The sequence below is a fragment of the Campylobacter canis genome (genome assembly GCF_045504005.1).
Classification (GTDB): domain Bacteria; phylum Campylobacterota; class Campylobacteria; order Campylobacterales; family Campylobacteraceae; genus Campylobacter_A; species Campylobacter_A canis.
Genome location: NZ_JBJJXH010000002.1, coordinates 130,579 through 146,809 on the forward strand (window position 1 = coordinate 130,579; position 16,231 = coordinate 146,809).

Annotated in this window: 17 protein-coding genes; 7 read left to right on the forward strand and 10 right to left on the reverse strand. The window is 39.3% G+C overall.

The features are described 5' to 3' along the window. Positions 1-7 precede the first annotated feature (7 nt). Genes ACHJH3_RS02765 through ACHJH3_RS02775 form a run of 3 tightly spaced genes read left to right on the forward strand, consistent with a single transcriptional unit; the run spans position 8 to position 1,591 of the window. On the forward strand, positions 8-379 hold the full coding sequence (locus tag ACHJH3_RS02765) for a DUF4810 domain-containing protein (RefSeq protein WP_169942179.1): 372 nt from the start codon (positions 8-10) through the stop codon (positions 377-379). Beyond that, positions 369-1,040 carry a DUF799 domain-containing protein gene (locus tag ACHJH3_RS02770; protein WP_407063489.1) on the forward strand — a complete coding sequence of 224 codons (672 nt, stop codon included), beginning with the start codon at positions 369-371 and terminating at the stop codon, positions 1,038-1,040. The genes ACHJH3_RS02765 and ACHJH3_RS02770 overlap by 11 nt, the downstream gene beginning before the upstream one ends. A 2-nt stretch (positions 1,041-1,042) precedes the next feature. Then, a complete protein-coding gene (locus tag ACHJH3_RS02775) occupies positions 1,043-1,591 on the forward strand; it encodes a DUF7821 domain-containing protein (RefSeq protein WP_407063490.1) in 549 nt (182 codons plus the stop codon). A 60-nt stretch (positions 1,592-1,651) separates the two neighbouring features. Here the strand turns inward: ACHJH3_RS02775 and ACHJH3_RS02780 are convergent, their stop codons facing one another. After that, positions 1,652-2,374 carry an ankyrin repeat domain-containing protein gene (locus ACHJH3_RS02780; RefSeq protein WP_407063491.1) on the reverse strand — a complete coding sequence of 241 codons (723 nt, stop codon included), beginning with the start codon at positions 2,372-2,374 and terminating at the stop codon, positions 1,652-1,654. A 93-nt stretch (positions 2,375-2,467) separates the two neighbouring features. Here ACHJH3_RS02780 and ACHJH3_RS02785 point away from each other — a divergent pair, with 93 nt between their 5' ends. The 4 genes from ACHJH3_RS02785 (at position 2,468) to ACHJH3_RS02800 (ending at position 5,920) form a co-directional block, all read left to right on the forward strand. Then, positions 2,468-3,499 carry a DUF6630 family protein gene (locus tag ACHJH3_RS02785; protein WP_407063492.1) on the forward strand — a complete coding sequence of 344 codons (1,032 nt, stop codon included), beginning with the start codon at positions 2,468-2,470 and terminating at the stop codon, positions 3,497-3,499. A gap of 2 nt (positions 3,500-3,501) precedes the next feature. Continuing rightward, on the forward strand, positions 3,502-4,569 hold the full coding sequence (locus tag ACHJH3_RS02790) for a DUF7821 domain-containing protein (protein ID WP_407063493.1): 1,068 nt from the start codon (positions 3,502-3,504) through the stop codon (positions 4,567-4,569). An 83-nt stretch (positions 4,570-4,652) separates the two neighbouring features. Further along, a complete protein-coding gene (locus ACHJH3_RS02795; protein ID WP_407063494.1) occupies positions 4,653-5,105 on the forward strand; it encodes a DIP1984 family protein in 453 nt (150 codons plus the stop codon). Positions 5,106-5,353: 248 nt separating this feature from the next. Beyond that, positions 5,354-5,920, forward strand: coding sequence for a hypothetical protein (locus ACHJH3_RS02800; protein ID WP_407063495.1), 567 nt, complete (start codon positions 5,354-5,356; stop codon positions 5,918-5,920). Positions 5,921-6,077: 157 nt separating this feature from the next. Here ACHJH3_RS02800 and ACHJH3_RS02805 read toward each other — a convergent pair whose 3' ends face one another. From ACHJH3_RS02805 to lysA, 9 genes are all read right to left on the reverse strand, one after another. Beyond that, the gene (locus ACHJH3_RS02805; protein ID WP_169942163.1) at positions 6,078-6,488 is read right to left on the reverse strand and encodes a Fur family transcriptional regulator; all 411 of its coding nucleotides are present in this window, start codon (positions 6,486-6,488) and stop codon (positions 6,078-6,080) included. 63 nt (positions 6,489-6,551) lie between these two features. Then, positions 6,552-8,381, reverse strand: a complete 1,830-nt coding sequence (gene dxs / locus ACHJH3_RS02810) for a 1-deoxy-D-xylulose-5-phosphate synthase (RefSeq protein ID WP_407063598.1) — start codon at positions 8,379-8,381, stop codon at positions 6,552-6,554. 11 nt (positions 8,382-8,392) lie between these two features. Next, entirely contained in the window at positions 8,393-9,277 is an 885-nt protein-coding gene (gene fliH / locus ACHJH3_RS02815; protein ID WP_407063496.1) for a flagellar assembly protein FliH, read from the reverse strand. Continuing rightward, the gene (gene fliG, locus ACHJH3_RS02820) at positions 9,274-10,305 is read right to left on the reverse strand and encodes a flagellar motor switch protein FliG (RefSeq protein ID WP_407063497.1); all 1,032 of its coding nucleotides are present in this window, start codon (positions 10,303-10,305) and stop codon (positions 9,274-9,276) included. Before fliG ends, fliH begins: the two co-directional genes overlap by 4 nt. Next, positions 10,305-12,002 (reverse strand): flagellar basal-body MS-ring/collar protein FliF, encoded by a 1,698-nt coding sequence (gene fliF / locus ACHJH3_RS02825; RefSeq protein WP_407063498.1) that lies wholly within the window; start codon positions 12,000-12,002, stop codon positions 10,305-10,307. The genes fliG and fliF overlap by 1 nt, the downstream gene beginning before the upstream one ends. A 3-nt stretch (positions 12,003-12,005) precedes the next feature. Further along, on the reverse strand, positions 12,006-13,106 hold the full coding sequence (hisC, locus tag ACHJH3_RS02830) for a histidinol-phosphate transaminase (RefSeq protein ID WP_407063499.1): 1,101 nt from the start codon (positions 13,104-13,106) through the stop codon (positions 12,006-12,008). Then, complete coding sequence (pheA, locus tag ACHJH3_RS02835) at positions 13,103-14,182, reverse strand: prephenate dehydratase (RefSeq protein WP_407063500.1); 1,080 nt, start codon at positions 14,180-14,182, stop codon at positions 13,103-13,105. The genes hisC and pheA overlap by 4 nt, the downstream gene beginning before the upstream one ends. Then, entirely contained in the window at positions 14,166-14,948 is a 783-nt protein-coding gene (locus ACHJH3_RS02840; protein ID WP_407063501.1) for an HAD-IIA family hydrolase, read from the reverse strand. The genes pheA and ACHJH3_RS02840 overlap by 17 nt, the downstream gene beginning before the upstream one ends. Further along, positions 14,945-16,183, reverse strand: coding sequence for a diaminopimelate decarboxylase (lysA, locus tag ACHJH3_RS02845; protein ID WP_407063502.1), 1,239 nt, complete (start codon positions 16,181-16,183; stop codon positions 14,945-14,947). The genes ACHJH3_RS02840 and lysA overlap by 4 nt, the downstream gene beginning before the upstream one ends. Positions 16,184-16,231 lie beyond the last annotated feature (48 nt).

The window sequence follows — 16,231 nt, forward strand, 5'->3', positions numbered from 1 at the left end:
CTAAAATTTGAACACTAAAATCATATTGCCCGTGCTTTTTGCATTGCTTTTTGCAGGCTGCGCATCTAGCACCCCAAGGCAAATTTATTATTGGAACGGCTCTTATACGGCTTCTACGTATGATTATTTAAACGAAACAAGCGATTTTTATAAGCATATAGACGAGCTTGAAGAAACGGTTGAGTACGCATACGCTTCAGGGCGCAAGATACCGCCCGGACTGCTAGCTCATATTGGTCTTTTATACTCAAACATAGGCAACGATCAAAAAGCAAGCATGTATCTTGAAAAAGAGGCTGAAATTTTCCCTGAATCAAGAGCTTATATCGAGTTTTTAAAACAACAAAAGCTAAAAAAAGGTCGCAAAAATGGTAAATAAATTTAGATCAACTCTTATTTTGGGTTTATTTGCGATTCTTTTTTCGGCATGCGCAAGCGATCCTAGACCGCAGTATGACTACTTTGCATTTTTACAAACCAAGCCAAGATCGATACTGGTATTAATGCCCACAAACGAATCAACCGAGATAAAAGCATCCTCGGCAGTGCTTTCAAATGCTATATTTCCGCTAAGCGAAGCCGGGTATTACGTATTTGACCCTTCCTTAGTAAATGACACGTTTAAATTTAACGGAGTTTACGAGCCAAGCGAAATTCATCAAATTTCAGTAAATAAGCTAAAGCAAATTTTCGGTGCCGATAGCGTTCTTTATATAAATATCAAAGAGTATGGCTCAACTTATATGGTGCTTGATAGTGTTACTAAAGTATCCGTTGAAGCAAAGCTGGTTGATACAAATACGGGCAATATCATGTGGCAAAAAACAGCATCGGCGACAAACAGCTCCCAAGGCAGTAGCGATATAGCAAGCATGCTCTTAAACGCGCTGATAAAACAGGTAGCCGACACTTTAAGCGATGTTAGCTATGAGTTATCGGCTAGAGCGGATAGAATTTTATTTGCTCAAGATTGCTACGACTGCTTGCTTTATGGACCGTATTCGCCGTATTATGGCAAAGACAGCCAGCTTACAAAGTAGCTATGGAAGTTAAAAATTTTATCAAGATAGAAGAGCACTTGCTAAAAAATCACTTAGCAAGTCTCTATTTTGAAAATTCGCCTTTAAAAACCGATATAGCTTTAAGGTACTACTACTATCCTCACGACGCAAAAGAGGCTACTAACGACACCATAGAAGCCTCTTTGAAACAAGCCGGCTATCAAAAGCTCTACATACCGCTTAGAGATATGATGAAAACGGCAAATATAACACCTCCGCCCGAACATGAGATGGATAGTGAAAACAATTGGGCATTTTGCTTTATAAATTTAAAAGTATCTCCGCCGATAAAAGAGAGTTTTAAAAAATATTTTAATGAAGAAAAGATAACCTTTATCTGCGTGCCTTTTATAAATAGCCAAAATCAAAGAGATTTTAGTCTCCTCATCTCATCGCCATCAACCGGAAGGCTGTTTTTGGAGATGAAGTCTTGTAGGCTGCTAAAAAATAGCGATGAAACAGATAAAAAATATTTTGAAATTTTTAACGAGGCTGCAAATTTTATCTGCGAAGAATTAGAAATTCGCTAAAAAGATGACGCAAATTCGTCTTAAAATATAAATCAAAAGGAGCAAAAGCTCCTTTTAAAATTATTTGCAGCTTGGCTTGCCTGTGCGGTGATTTATCGCTCCGTTTTCTATAAGCAGCTTAACCATCTCGGGATGATTATTATCGCAAGCAAAGGATAGTGCGCTTTGATCCTTTGGAGTCGCTATCAAATTTACGTTTGCACCCTGAGATATAAGATACTTTGCTATCTCTATACGGTTATTGCTTGCGGCTACGATTAAAAGCGTCTCTGCGTCACTTTCTACGGTCTGGTCGTTAAAATCAACCTTCTTGCCTGTCTTTTCCTCTATCTTGGCTTGAATTTTACGAACAATGTTAAGATTTTTACCTAAAACGGCTGACTTTAAAGAGTTATAAACATCTCCCCTGTCGGTTGCAAAGACATCAGCGCCTTGCGCTATGAGATAATCAACCATATCTTCATATCCGATAAACGCAGCCCAGCCAAGCGCCGTTTGATCAAGACTTGCGCTGTCTTTAGCCTCTATATCCTGACCGCTAGCAACCATCTGCTTAACTTTTTGCAAATTTCCTTGCTTTACGGCATCAAACCACTCGGCATCTTTCCCGCTTGAAGCCTCTTTGTAAAATATCCTCCACTTTAGTTTGGTAGGACTTGCGATATCTTGCATCTCTTCTAAACTAAAGCGAAATTTACTCAGATCCGCATCCTTTGCGTTTGCCACGCCAAAAACCGAACAAATAGCCAAAACAGCGGCTAAAATTTTAAAATTTTTTTGCATTTTTACTCCTTGAAGTGCGAATTTTATCAAAGAATTTATGATTTATTATTAACGCTATTTCAATAAAATAGTTAAAATTTTAAAAAGGTCGTTATGAAAGAGTTACAATATATACCCGATATTATAGATTTGATCCAAGAAGAGCTTTCGGGAGGTCATTTTGCAAACCCTCCTTTTGGCGGCAGCTATATGAAAGTTTGGCAGTTTTTCTATCCTTTTAGCATATCTTACGCAACCAAAGGGCTTACAAATCACTTCTTATCAAAAGCGGGTTATACCGACACTTATACACCACTTAAGGAATTTATGAGCAAAGCAGGCTTTAGCGCAATACCAAAAGAGGAATTAAACGACGACTACAACGATGTATTTTTAATGATTAGCTTTTATCATTATCCGGCTATATCAAATAAATTAAAAAAGCTATACGCTAATGAAAAGCTGTTATTTTTCGTTATCCCCTATGGAGAAAGCGAAGAGGATTATAAAATTTTACTCAAATCAGAGCCAAACGAAAATATATTTTTAGATATGAAAGAGAGTAGGATTTTAGATCCAAATAGCGAGGATAAAGAGGATCAAATCTACCTTAATACACTTAGCAAAGCGATTAAATTTATCTGCAAAAGACTTGGCATAGTGGTTAATGATGAGCTTTTAAATTTAACCACCGATGAGGCTTTGAGCGAATTTATGAATTTATGCGAAGTAAAAGACAAAGAGGAGTTTAAAAGCTGCTTTTATAAAGTGCTTCTTGAGCCTGAAATTTGTAGCGCCGAGCTTGCCGAGCAGGGTTATGCCGATCCTGATGAAACTCTTAGTGAAAAAGATCTATTTTATAGTTTTTTACTTGCACCGATGCTTGAAGCCTATGAGGACGACTGGAAATTTGACACGAAGGATTTAAGCGCTTATATATTTAAATTTACAGGTAAAAGGTTGCGCTTAAGTGAGGATATGGAGCTTTTTGATGTCGCAGATAGGCTTGAAAAAAGGTCGGAATTTTCGCTGATTGAGATTGATACGCAGACGGATAGCATCTGTGTTTTTGTATGCAAAAAAGATCATAAAGAAAAGATCGTAGATCTTGGGCGAATGCTTGGATTTGATATTAAAGGATTTTAAGATTGAAAAACGCAGTTGAGAAATTTAAAGACATAGAGAGATATTTAAACGAGAACGAGGCTACGACTATAAGCTTTGACAAATCGCCTTTTGCCGCAGACGTAACGGTTGATTATTATTTTTATCCGCAGGAATTTTTAAATGATGACGAGGCGCAAAACGCGTTAAAAAGAGCTAAATTTAAGAACCTATACGAACCGCTTGCAAAACTTATGCAAAACGCCAAGCTAATTCCGCCTTCAAAAGAGAGGATTGATAGTGGTGAAGGCTGTGCTTTTACCGTTATAGGAGTGTGCGTAAAGCCGGTGATAAAGCTTGATATGAAAAAATATCTGCACTTAGAAGATATCGCCTTCATCTGCTTGCCGTTTGAAGATGATGAGGGCAACGAGGGCTTTAAGATACTCATCAAGTCGCCTACTACGGGAGATTTGTTTTTTGAGATGAGAGACTGCAGGCTTTTGGGCGAAGATTTAAAGGATCAGCAAGAGAAAAAATATATAGAAGTATTCATAAAAGCTGTAAATTTCATCCACAAAAGGCTAAATTTAAGTGTAGATGAAACCGAAGATATAAATTTAAGCACCCAAGACGCTCTTAGCGAATTTGCAAATCTGGCTCAGATGAGCGCTAAAAACGAAGCGGAATTTATAAAAAGATTTTTCTTGGTTCAAAATGAACCCCAAAAGTGTGCGAAAATTTTAATAGAAAAAGGAATTTTATGGCAAGGATACGAAAACCATACTCCAAGCCGGGAATTTCTAATCTATAACTTTATCTTAAAAGACACGCTTAAAAGCTTTGAAAGCCATTGGGAGATAGATATTTCAGGGCTTAAAAGATACATAAAGAAAACAACGGACGATGAGCTTAAAATCAGCAAAAGCGATATCTTAGAGCCTTACAAGATAGCTTTAAGGCTGGAAGAAATTTCAGACTACACGATACTAAACGTAAATCCGAGTAAAGATAGCTTAGAGGGGTATTGCTTCTTTGTCTGCAAGAAAGAGGATAAAGATAGGATTTTAAAGCTGGCGGAGTTTTTAACTTTAAATATCCACGAATTTTGATTTTTCAAGATAAATCAAGAAATTTTAACGCCGTCTTAAAAATTAAAGGTATAATTTTTACAAAATAAATTTTAGGAGCAGCTATGAAACTGGCAGAGGCCCTTATCCTGCGCGCGGATTTGCAAAAACGCATCGAACAGCTTCGTGTGCGACTTAACAACAATGCAAAAGTTCAAGAAAACGACGAAGTTGCGGAGCAACCAAGCGAACTTTTAAAAGAACTTGACGGCTGTATAAACGAGCTAAATTCTCTCATATCAAAGATCAATAAAACCAACTGTGCTTCGCAAATCGAAGGGCAAAATTTGGTCGATCTTATAGCTAAGCGCGATACTATGACGATGAAAGCGGGAATTTTGAGGGGCTTTATAGAAAACGCCAGCAGAAAAGTCGAGATGTATTCAAGCAAAGAGATTCGAATCTTAAGCACGGTGGACGTAGCAAGCCTGCAAAAAGAGCTTGACGAAATTTCAAAAGAGATTCGCCAGACCGATACGCTACTTCAAAGAGCAAATTGGCAGGTTGATCTGATTTAAATTTTGGTTAAATATCATCAAAAGCGAGTATAAATCCGTTTAAAACTATGCTACACCCGCGATTCGGAGAGATCGCAAACAAGCAGATTTATCTCAGTAATCTTACAAGGGCAAAGTTAGCGAGTAATGTTACTACCATATACTGATTTGATGATACAGGGTGGGTTTGGGGGCAGATAAACCAGGCGGTTAATCAAAAATTCGGTTTAAATTTGATCCGCTAAAATTTAAAACAAAAAGGAAGATAAATGTCGGGATATATTAAATTTTTAAGCCTAGCGATAACCGCGGCTTTGTTTTCAGGTTGCTTTGAAACTAAGAAAGAGCTGGCTTGCGATGATAAAAATGTTCAAGAGACCATTAAAAAACTTATCAAACCTCATCTTGGCGATCTTTTTGCGGCAAGCGTTTATAAAGACGAGCTTAGCTCAAACAAGGCAGTAAAAGACGTAGTATCCAATCTATCCTCAGGATTTTCGCTCAAAAAAGTTCTTCAAACAAGCCATGTCGCGCAAAAATTTGATCCCTCCAAAGAGTGTGACAAAGACGATCTGCTTTGTAAAATCATTAAAGTATCGGATAAATTTAATGAAAAAGCCACTTTGGATATGATTGTGCTTAACAGCTTTAATACCACAGATAAAAGCAGTGACGGAAACGCTATCTCTTGCAGTGCGGATATCGGGATTAAAGATACTCAAAAAATAATTCCCGATATAAATGTGACAAATTTTCCTAAAATTTCTACGCTTGATTATGAAGCAAAGCTAACCGAAGATAAAAAGCAAATCAGAGTCGAGATAAAAAGACTTTAAAGAGCTTTCAAACGATTTTTTATAGCAAGATAGAAAAATAAACTGAAATCAAAAATGAAAATTTGAGTAAATTTATAAAATAAGATTTGGTTGTTTTGTATTTAAATTTTATGAATTGACTAAAACAAAAAGAAGCGGTAAGGGCTAAATTTAGCCCTTACCTGCAATGCTTGCAATCCTTAACTGTGGCTAGGACATTCATTCTCTCAACTATGTTTCCAAGCCTTTTTTCAAGCTTCTGCTTGCAATCATCAAGCGATATATCACTATGGGCTACGTCGCTGACTTTACCGCATTTTTCGCATACCACGTGGATATGAGGCTCTTCAAAGATATCATATCTTGCCTTTTGGTTTGGCATATTTACTTCAACTACTAAACCTTCATCTTTTAACATATTTAAGTTTTTATATACCGTAGCAAGCGATACTGAAGGATTTTCGATACAAATTTCTTCATAAAGCTCGTCAATGGTCGGGTGCATATGACGATTTAAAATTTTTAGCACGCTGATGCGCTGCGGAGTTGCTTTTAGTCCGTGTTCTTTCAATAAATTCATATAGTTCATGCTTCTCTCCCAATTTTTTTAGCTAACTATACAAAAAATTTATTTAAAAGTTTATTATAGTTGTTAATATAAATTATCTTTTAGTATTTTTTCAGAAATACTTTTAACGTCCACTCCAAGATATCGCTCAACGGCCTCGGTTTTACCGTGGCTTATAAATTTATCCTCATACTCAAAACTGGTGATTTTAACGTCATAAATTTTCTCATCCTGTAAAAATGCCGCAAGAATTTCGCCTACGCCACCCTTTTTGGCACCATCCGAAAATACATACCATATCTTTTTTTCTTGAGCTAAATTTAAAAGAAGCTCCCTATCAAGCGGCTTTACAAAAACCAAATCAACAAGAGTTGCATCAAGCTTACCGATAAGCTCTTTTCTAACCAAATTTGCTTTTCCGACCGCGTTTCCGTATCCTATAAATGCTATTTTTCCATCTGCAGGAGATAAAATTTCGCCTTTACCAAGCTTAAATTCACCAGCTTCAAATTCGCCCTCTTCAAGCAGAAAATTTCCGCGCGGGTATCTAAAAGCACAGGCTCCGATATGCATATATGCATACTCCATAGCGAATTTAAAATTTGCCGCGCACCTTGGAGCAAAAAGCGTGATATTTGGAACTAAATTTAGATAACTGATATCAAAAGCACCCTGATGAGTCTCTCCGTCTTCACCCACGATACCTGCTCTATCCATAGCAAAGACGACGTTTAAATTCATAATGCAAGCATCGTGAATAACCTGATCGTAAGCTCGCTGCAAGAAAGTTGAGTATATAGTGATAAAAGGCTTAAAACCCTCTTTTGCCATCGCAGCCATCGAAGTTACGGCATGCTGCTCGGCGATTGCTACATCCCAAAACCTATGCGGAAACTTCTCTATAAGTGCGTCAAGCCCAGTTCCTGTAGGCATCGCAGCGGTAACGCCTACTATATTTTCATGCTTGGTTGCAAGCTCTATAAGATACTCGCTATAAAGAGCGGTTGCCGATTTTGAGGAGGATTTTTTGATACTCTCTCCGCTTTTAAGATCAAACGGACCAACTCCATGCCAGTTTGCGTAGTGTCCTTCGGCCTTTTCGTAGCCTTTGCCTTTTAAGGTTTGAGCATGCACTATAACGGGTTTTTTCATAGCTTTTGCAACTTCAAGTGCTTCTATTAGGGCTTTGATGTCGTGTCCATCGACAGGACCTATATATTCAAGTCCAAGCTCTTCAAAAAACATTCCCGGAGTTATAAGCCTAATCCCCTCTTCCATCCTGCGCGCCATGTAAGCAGCAGAATCAGGCATGTAGCTTAAAAATTTCTCGACTCTGCTTTTAAATTTCTGATAAGGCTGCCCCGCCATCATCTGGCTTAGATATTTACTAAGCGCACCTATCGGCTTACTTATGCTCATCTCGTTGTCGTTTAAGATGATGACGCAAGGGTATTTACGGTCCCCAAGCTCATTTAGCGCCTCGTATGCCATGCCCGCACTCATCGAGCCGTCACCTATCATAGCTACGGGCAAGCGATCTTCGCCTTTAAGTCTTATCGCCTTAGCGGCTCCTACGGCAAGGGAGATAGAAGTAGAGCTGTGCCCCGCTATAAAATAATCAAATTCGCTTTCGCTTGGTTTAGTGTAGCCGCTTATGCCGCCAAATTGCCTTAGCGAGTCAAATTTATCCCAACGACCCGTTAAGAGCTTATGCGCATAGCTTTGGTGGCTCACGTCAAATATAAACGGGTCTTTGCTCACGTCAAACACGTAATGCATAGCAACTATAAGCTCTACCGCACCGATGTTTGAACTAAGATGTCCGCCGTTTTTACTCACGGTTTGTAAAATTTTATCTCTAAGTTTTTGAGCAAGCTCTTCTAGCTCGCTCACACTCATCGCTTTTAAATTTATCTCATCCATTTTCATTCGCTAATTATCTTTTTGATCTTTTCAAATCTTGATTCTATAGTGCCGTCAAGATTTCCGATATCGCTCATCACGATCACGCCGCCTACATTGATGGCTTCATCAGGCACAACTTGTATATTGTCGCTTGCGCCAAACTGCTCTTTTAAGAACTCAAAATCCTTTTGACTAACGCGAATTTGCACATCTTTAGCCTCGCTTAAATCCTTCATCAAGGCTTTTGCCAGTGCGTAAGCCACGCTTGAAGAGCTTGTTGAAATTTCTTTTTTAACTATCTGTCTTGCGATATCAATAGCCGTATTTGAGAGCTCCTCCTCGCTTGAAACCAAAAAACGCTCAAATTTAGCAGACTCGTTATCAAGCCTTGAAACAGAAGAGCTATATCTACTTTCAAGCTCTTTTAATTTCTCTTCAAATTTCGCTTTAGCCTCTGTATTGCCTTGCTGCAAGCCTTCATCTTTAGCTCTTGCAACTTCGTTTTCAAGGCGTCTGGCAAATTCGCTCTCTTGATTTTCTATCTGCATTTGAAGCTTTATGATACTGCCTGATAGCTCATCGATTCGCTTTAAAAGCTCCTCTACGAAATTTGACTGACCAGATTGATCCTGTAAAACATTAGCCTGCAAAGTTTTTTGAGGTGCTTCTTTCATTGAAGCAAAATTTGAATCAAAAATTCTAACATCGTCAGTCAAACCTATATCTTTGTTGTATTTTAAGCCTCTACCGACAAAAACGCTGCTATCATCAGCGCTATGAGCATCTATAGTGTCACCATTATCATGTCTGTCTTCAACTTTTTTTTCCTGACCCAAAACCTTAAACCGATAATTTTCAACAAAGTGCTTTTTAGCATCTTCGTTGGATATAACACTACTTCTCATTCTATCATCTCATCAGCTTCACCGACTTGGAAGACTCCTTGATCGGCTAAGGCTTGGACTTGTTCTACTATTCGGCGTTGCGCCTCTTCGACATCTTTTACGCGAACGGCGCCAAGATACTGCATCTCCTCTTTAAACGCTTCGCTTGCACGCTGTGACATACTGGACATAAATTTCTCTTTAAGCGCATCGCCTGAGCCCTTAAGTGCAACCATAAGATCTTTTTTATCGACGTTTTTAAGAATTTCTCTAATGGCAATTTGATTAAGCGTGTTGATATCTTCAAATGTAAACATAAGCTCTTTGATAACGGTAGCAAGCTTTTCATCGCTGTCTTCGATATGCTCAAGCGTTGATTTTGAGGCTTTTTGCCCAAGTCTATTAAGCACTTCGGCAACCGCTCTTGGACCGCCGACCTCAACTTTATACGAAGTGAGACTTTCAAGCTTGCCTTCAAGCACGGTTGAAACTCTTTTGATAACAGAAGGGCTGATATCGCCTAAATTTGCCATTCTCATCACGACTTCGCCTCTAAGATCGTCGCTAAAATAAGAAAGCGTTTCCGCAGCGCTAGTTGAGTCCATATGAGCAAGTATCAAGGCTATGGTTTGAGGGTGCTCTTTGGTGATGAAGTCCGCTAACTGCTGAGGCTTGATCTTGGTTAGATAGCCAAAGCTCTTAGTGCTTTCCATGCTTTTAGCAAGTTTGTCAAGAATTTTTTGTGCGGTTTCAGGACCAAAAGTGCGGTATAAAATTTCCTTAGCATATTCAAGACCGCCGCTTCTCATGTATTGATTTGACTGCATAAGTGCGTAAAATTCTTCCAAAACCGCAGCCGCAACCTGTCTATCTACGCTTTTTGCCGTAGCGATGTAGCGTGAAATTTCAGTTATAACATCAACTTCCATATGAGAAAATAAAAGCGTAGTGGCATCTTCTCCAAGTTGGATTAGAAGTATCGCTACCTTTTCTGGCATTGAAAGATCGTCATAAACAAGCTTTTGTTGTTCGTTTAACTTAGTAGCCATCAAAAATCCTTGCGGTTGCTAAAATCAACGTCATTTTTAATCATATCCTGAAGCAATACCGATATCTCCTCGCTTCGCTCCTGCACGATAAGCTTAGTCTTTTCAAGCAAGACATCGTATCTTAGCTCGTCTTCGTTGAAATTTTCACCGATTCCAAGCTGCTCTTCTACTTTTTTCTTAGCGGCTTTAAATTTCTCCAAAGCGTCTTCGCTATCGTCAAGATCTATCATATCAGGCAACTCTTCAGGCTCTTCTTCTTTGATATTTTCAACCATTTTTTCCATGAACGGCACAATGATTTTCTTATAAAATATAAATAATAAAAGTGCGACGAAAAGATACTTAAGTATCGGCAAAAACGGCGTTACGTAAGCATCAAAAAACGAATTCACCTTACTTGCAGGCGTTTCGTTGCTCGGGCGCTGGAATTCAAAATTGCTCAGCGTAACTTCATCGCCCCTATTTGCATCAAAGCCTACGGACTGCTTGATAAGTGCGTTTATCTGATCAAGCTGTTCTTTGTTAAGCGGTATGTATTCGATCTCTTTTGTTAAATTTCCGCTCTCATCTTTTTTGTTTTCGTATCTTCCGTCAACCACTACCGCAGCGCTTAAACGCTTGATAGTAGCGAACTGATCCTTGATACGCATAACTTTCTTTGAAATTTCATAATTCGTAGTTGCCGAGCTTTTAGTATAAAGTTCCTCAAGCTTTTTATCTTCAAGACCCTCGACAGGACCTATATTGCTAACGGCTCCCGGCACGCCCTGCACTTCAGGCGCTTTAGAGCCTTGGCGCTTTTCTTCGATACTCTGCTCGCTTCTTGCGACCGAATTTGGATCAAAAGTCTCGCTTTCGCTATCTTTGCGCGAAAAATCAAAATCAATCGTAACCTTAGCCACGACCTTATGCATGCCGCCTACGATAGGCGAAAGCACATTCAGTATCTTTTGCTCGAGCGCATTTTCGGCTTCGCGCTTGTATCTTATCTGCTGAGCGATCATATCGCTATCATAGTCGCCATCCTCTTCTCCCAAAGGAATTCCGTCTTGATTTACGATTTTTACGTTTTGAGGAGTGAGATTTGCAACCGCCGAAGAGACTAAATTTTTAATTCCGGTAATCTGCTTTAAATTAAGACTCTGTCCGTCTTTTAGATTCAATACTATAGAGGCTGAAGGAGGAGTCGTTCGCTCCGTAAATAACGTCTCTTTTGGGATTGCTATTCGCACAAGCGCCTTATCTATAGGCGCTAGGCTTTCTATCGTGCGCGCTAACTCGCCTTCAAGAGCTCTTTGAAATTTGACCTTTTGCTCGGCATCCGTAGCTCCGAATTCCTGCTTGTCAAAAATTTCAAAACCGACTTTATTGTCCTTTAAAATTCCCATAGAAGCTACGGAAATTCGCTCTTTATAAACGTCGGCAGTCGGCACTAAGATGGTGCCTTCATTGTAAATTTTATATTTTACGCCGTTTTTTTCAAGCTGCTGAACGATAAGCGCAGAATCACTCGGAGAGATGTTTTCAAAAAGTACGCTATATCCATCATAGCTTTGAGCTTGAGAGCTTTTATAAATACTAAGAAAGACCAAAAAACCCACGACAAACACAACCGAGCTTGCCGCGATTATACGCTGTTTTAAAGAGAGATTTTGATAAATTTGTCCAATCTGCTGAAATATCGCTTTAAAATCCATTTCCTATCTTATAGTCCCCTCTAATTCGCTTAAAACTCTATCATTTTGCCACTGTAGTCCTATCGTGATACGAACGGCATTTAGTCCATAACTTTTTAAATCACGTAAAATTATACCTTTTTTTAGCAGAATTTGCGCGATATCGCTTGCATTTAGCTCATTAAATTTATAAGTTATGAAATTTGTATAGCTATTTATAAACTCGATTTGGTTTTTCTTTGCAAATTCTTCATACCTTATCATCTCTTTAAAATTCGCTTCTATCGAGCGCCTTACGAACTCCTCATCTTTTAGAGCTTCAATCGCCGCTTTAAGACTTAAATTCGTGATGTTAAAAGGCGCTCTAAGCTTGCCAAGCTCGCCTATGACGCTAGCGTCTGCGATACCGTACCCCACTCGCATACCGCCAAGCCCATAAGCCTTAGAAAAGGTGCCAAGATAAACGGCGTTTTTAAATTTCGCTATAAGCTCGTTTGGTTTTATCTCTTTTTTAGCGTCTTTAAATTTTGCAAATTCCTGATACGCGCCGTCGATCACCACAAGGACGTTTTCATCAACTTCGCCAAGAAATTTATATACTTCATCCGCATCTACACACTCGCCAAGCGGGTTGTTCGGCAAGCAAAGAAATATCATAGCAATCTCGTCTTTATGCGCATTATAAATTTCTCTAAATTCGTTTAAATCATGTTCTTTGGCTTTGGTTTTATAGATTTTAGTGCCGGTTTGTTTGGCATAAATTTCATACATAGCAAAGGTTACTCCCGCCATCAGCACGGCGTTTTTAGCATTTGCCTTTGCATGAACGGCAAACTCTATCACTTGATCGCTTCCCGAGCCTATTATAAGGCACTTTTCATCTACGCCAAATTTCTTTGCAAGAGCTTCTTTTAGCTCAAAATAGCTATCATCAGGATATAAGCTCATCTTGCTTGCATACTCTCTTATGGCTTCAACGACGGCTTTGCTCGTGCCAAACGGATTTTCGTTACTAGCTAGCTTGATCACGTCATTTGCAGCTATGCCAAATTCTCTAACCACAAGTTCGATCGGCTTACCCGCTTCGTAATTTATCAAATTTGCCAAATTCTCGTTAAATTTCATCTCTCATCTCCTGAAATGTAGCTTCCAAGCCATGTTATCTCATCGCCGAATGTCTTTACTTTTTCAATGGCTCTAATGACGTTTTCATCGTCTATATGACCTTCAAAATCTATATAAAAGACAGTCCTAAACTCGCGCTCTTTTATAGGACGGCTTTCAAGCTTGGTTAAATTTATCCCCTCATCCCTAAAGGCTCCAAGCAAGTCGGCAAGCCCACCGGGACGGTGATCGGTGCGAGCTAAGATAGATGTTTTGTTTCTCTGAGCGCGCTCGTTTTTAAAATCACTCAGTATAAAAAATCTCGTGCGATTTGCCATATTATCCTCGATCGTCTCAAACAAAATCGGTACATTATAAAGCTTGGCTGCAATCTTTGAGCAGATCGCCGCCGAATTTGGCTCGGTCGAAGCGAATTTCGCAGCCTCTGCGGTTGATTTTGTAGGGATAAATTCGGCACTTGAAAGCAGATGATCATCTAAAAATTTAAGGCACTGGTTGTATCCTTGCGGATGTGAATAAATACGCTTAATGTCGCCTAAATTCTCGCAAGTACTTGCAAAGCTGTGGTGTATATCCATGTAAATTTCAGCCACTACTTTAACGCCCTCAAACCTGCCAAGACAATCAAGCGTCGCGCCAACTGCGCCTTCGGTGTTGTTTTCGATAGGAACTACACCGTATTTTGCCTCTTTGTGCTTAAGCTTAGTAAAAACCGACTCGATCGTAGCAAGTGGCAGATACGAGCTCATCGCGCCAAATCTACTCTCGGCAGCCTGATGAGTGTAAGTGCCTTCAGGCCCTAAGTAGGCGACTTTCTCGGGCATTTCAAGATTTCTGCTAACTGCGAAAATTTCAAGATATATCGCTTCGATTGCCGATTTATTCAAGATATTTGAGCCGCTACTTTCAAGGCGGTTTAGTATCGCTCTTTCTCGCTCGGGACGATATATAGAAGTGCCGCTGGTCTGCTTTAATTCGCCGATTTTTTTGACAAACTTCATGCGTTCGTTTAATTTTTTTAAAATTTCATCATCAATCTTGTCGATTTCACTTCGCAAATCATTTATATTTTGCATTTAGCTCCTTTAAAAACTCGGAAACATCGGCGTAAATTTTATCTACTACGTGTGGCTTAACGCCTGAATTTTTAGCATCCTTTACCTTGCCGCTTAAAACAAGAGCCGTTTTCATGCCAAGCTCTTTTGCACCCACCAAATCGCCCTTAGCATCATCGCTGATTATCAAAATATCGTTAAAATTAGCCTTTGCATTTTGTAAATTTAATAAATCCAAGGCGGATTTATAAAACTCCTTGCTTGGCTTTCCGATGACTTCATATTCGCGTCCCGTAGCGTAATTTAGCATCTTGGCTATCGCTCCTACGCCGGGATAGCTTCTATTATTTTTTTTATATACGCTAGTTTCACTCATTGCAATTAGTTTTGCACCGTTTTGCAAAATTTCTATCATTGAAGCGAATTCATCAAATTTGAAGTCATCTCCGCTAGCCACTATCACGGCTTTAGCGAAATTTTCATCAAGCTCATAGCCTAAATTTCTCATGGTTTGCTTGAATTTATCGGCTCCAAAGGCTGCGATTTTACAAGGCGGCAAGATGCTTTCAAGCACACAAAAAGGATCTATATAAGCACCCTCTTTTATCGCTAGCCCCTTGTTTCTAAGCTCTGCTAAAAACTCATCGCTTTTAAATTTCGTGTTATTTGTTATGACGACATATGGAATGCTTTGCAAATTTAAAAACTCAATCAGCTCGCAAGCGCCGTTTATAGGGCTTTTGTCGCTATCGCTTATCAAAGTGCCTTGAACGTCGATAAATATCACAAAAGATCCTTCTCAAGAGCGATCAGATCCTCAAAACTTTCGCGATGCCTAATCAAAAAATCCTTACCCTCTTTTATGCCAACTTCTGCGGCTCTTAAGCGCGTGTTGTAGTTGCTACTCATGCTAAAGCCGTAGGCTCCTGCTGATTTTACCACAAGCAGATCCTTGCTATCGCAAGTCGGTAAATTTACATTTTTGGCTAAAAAATCGCCGCTTTCGCATACTGGACCTACCACATCGCAAAGGCTAAAGTCAAATTTGTCCAAATCCTCTTGCTTGCAGCCACAGACCGCTTGTCCGTCTTTAACTGCAAAAATTTTATGCTCCGCTCCGTAAAGGCTTGGGCGAAGCAAGTCGTTCATCGCTCCGTCAACCACGACAAAACGCTTTTGTTTATTAAATTTCTCATACAAAACGCTAGTTAAAAAATATCCGCTATTGCCTACGATAAATCTACCCGGCTCACAAACGATCGTTACGTCAAGACCGCTTAAATTGCTCAAAATTCCCTGCGCGTACTCATATAAATTCGGCTCTTTTTCATCGCCATATACGATACCAAGTCCGCCGCCAACGTCAAAAAATTTGATATCGATCTCAATTGATTTTAATTCCCTAAGCAGATTTGAAACGACCTTTGAAGCCTGCACTATAGGCTCTATATCGGTGATTTGCGAGCCGATATGAGAGTGTATCCCGACAGGCTCAAGGAAGGCCGAATTTTTAGCGTGTAAGTACATTTTTTTAGCGGTTTTAATATCAACGCCAAATTTATTTTCATTAAGTCCCGTTGAGATATAAGGGTGGGTTTTGGCGTCTATATCGGGATTTACTCTTATACTTATGCGAGCCGTTTTGCCAAGTTCTTTTGCAACCTTTTCAAGACTATACATCTCGGCTTCGCTCTCTAAATTTATCATCAAAATTTCATTTTCAAGAGCGAATTTGAGCTCATCATCGCTCTTACCCACGCCGCTAAAAATGATCTGGTATTTTTTAGCTCCCGCCATCAAAGCTCGCCTTACTTCGCCTTGGCTTACGCAATCAAACCCTGCACCTAAATTTGCAAGATGCTTCAAAACGCTTAAATTTGAATTTGCCTTAACGGCATAGCAAACCAAAGATTTTCTAGCGTGAAAAGCCTGCTTTAAAGCCTCATATCTAGCGGCTATATAATCAAAATCATAAACATAAAGAGGGGTGCCGTAAGTTTTGGCTAAATTTGTAAAATCCATAAAATTAACCTTGATAGAAATGATTAGATTTTACTGAATTTTCGCCTA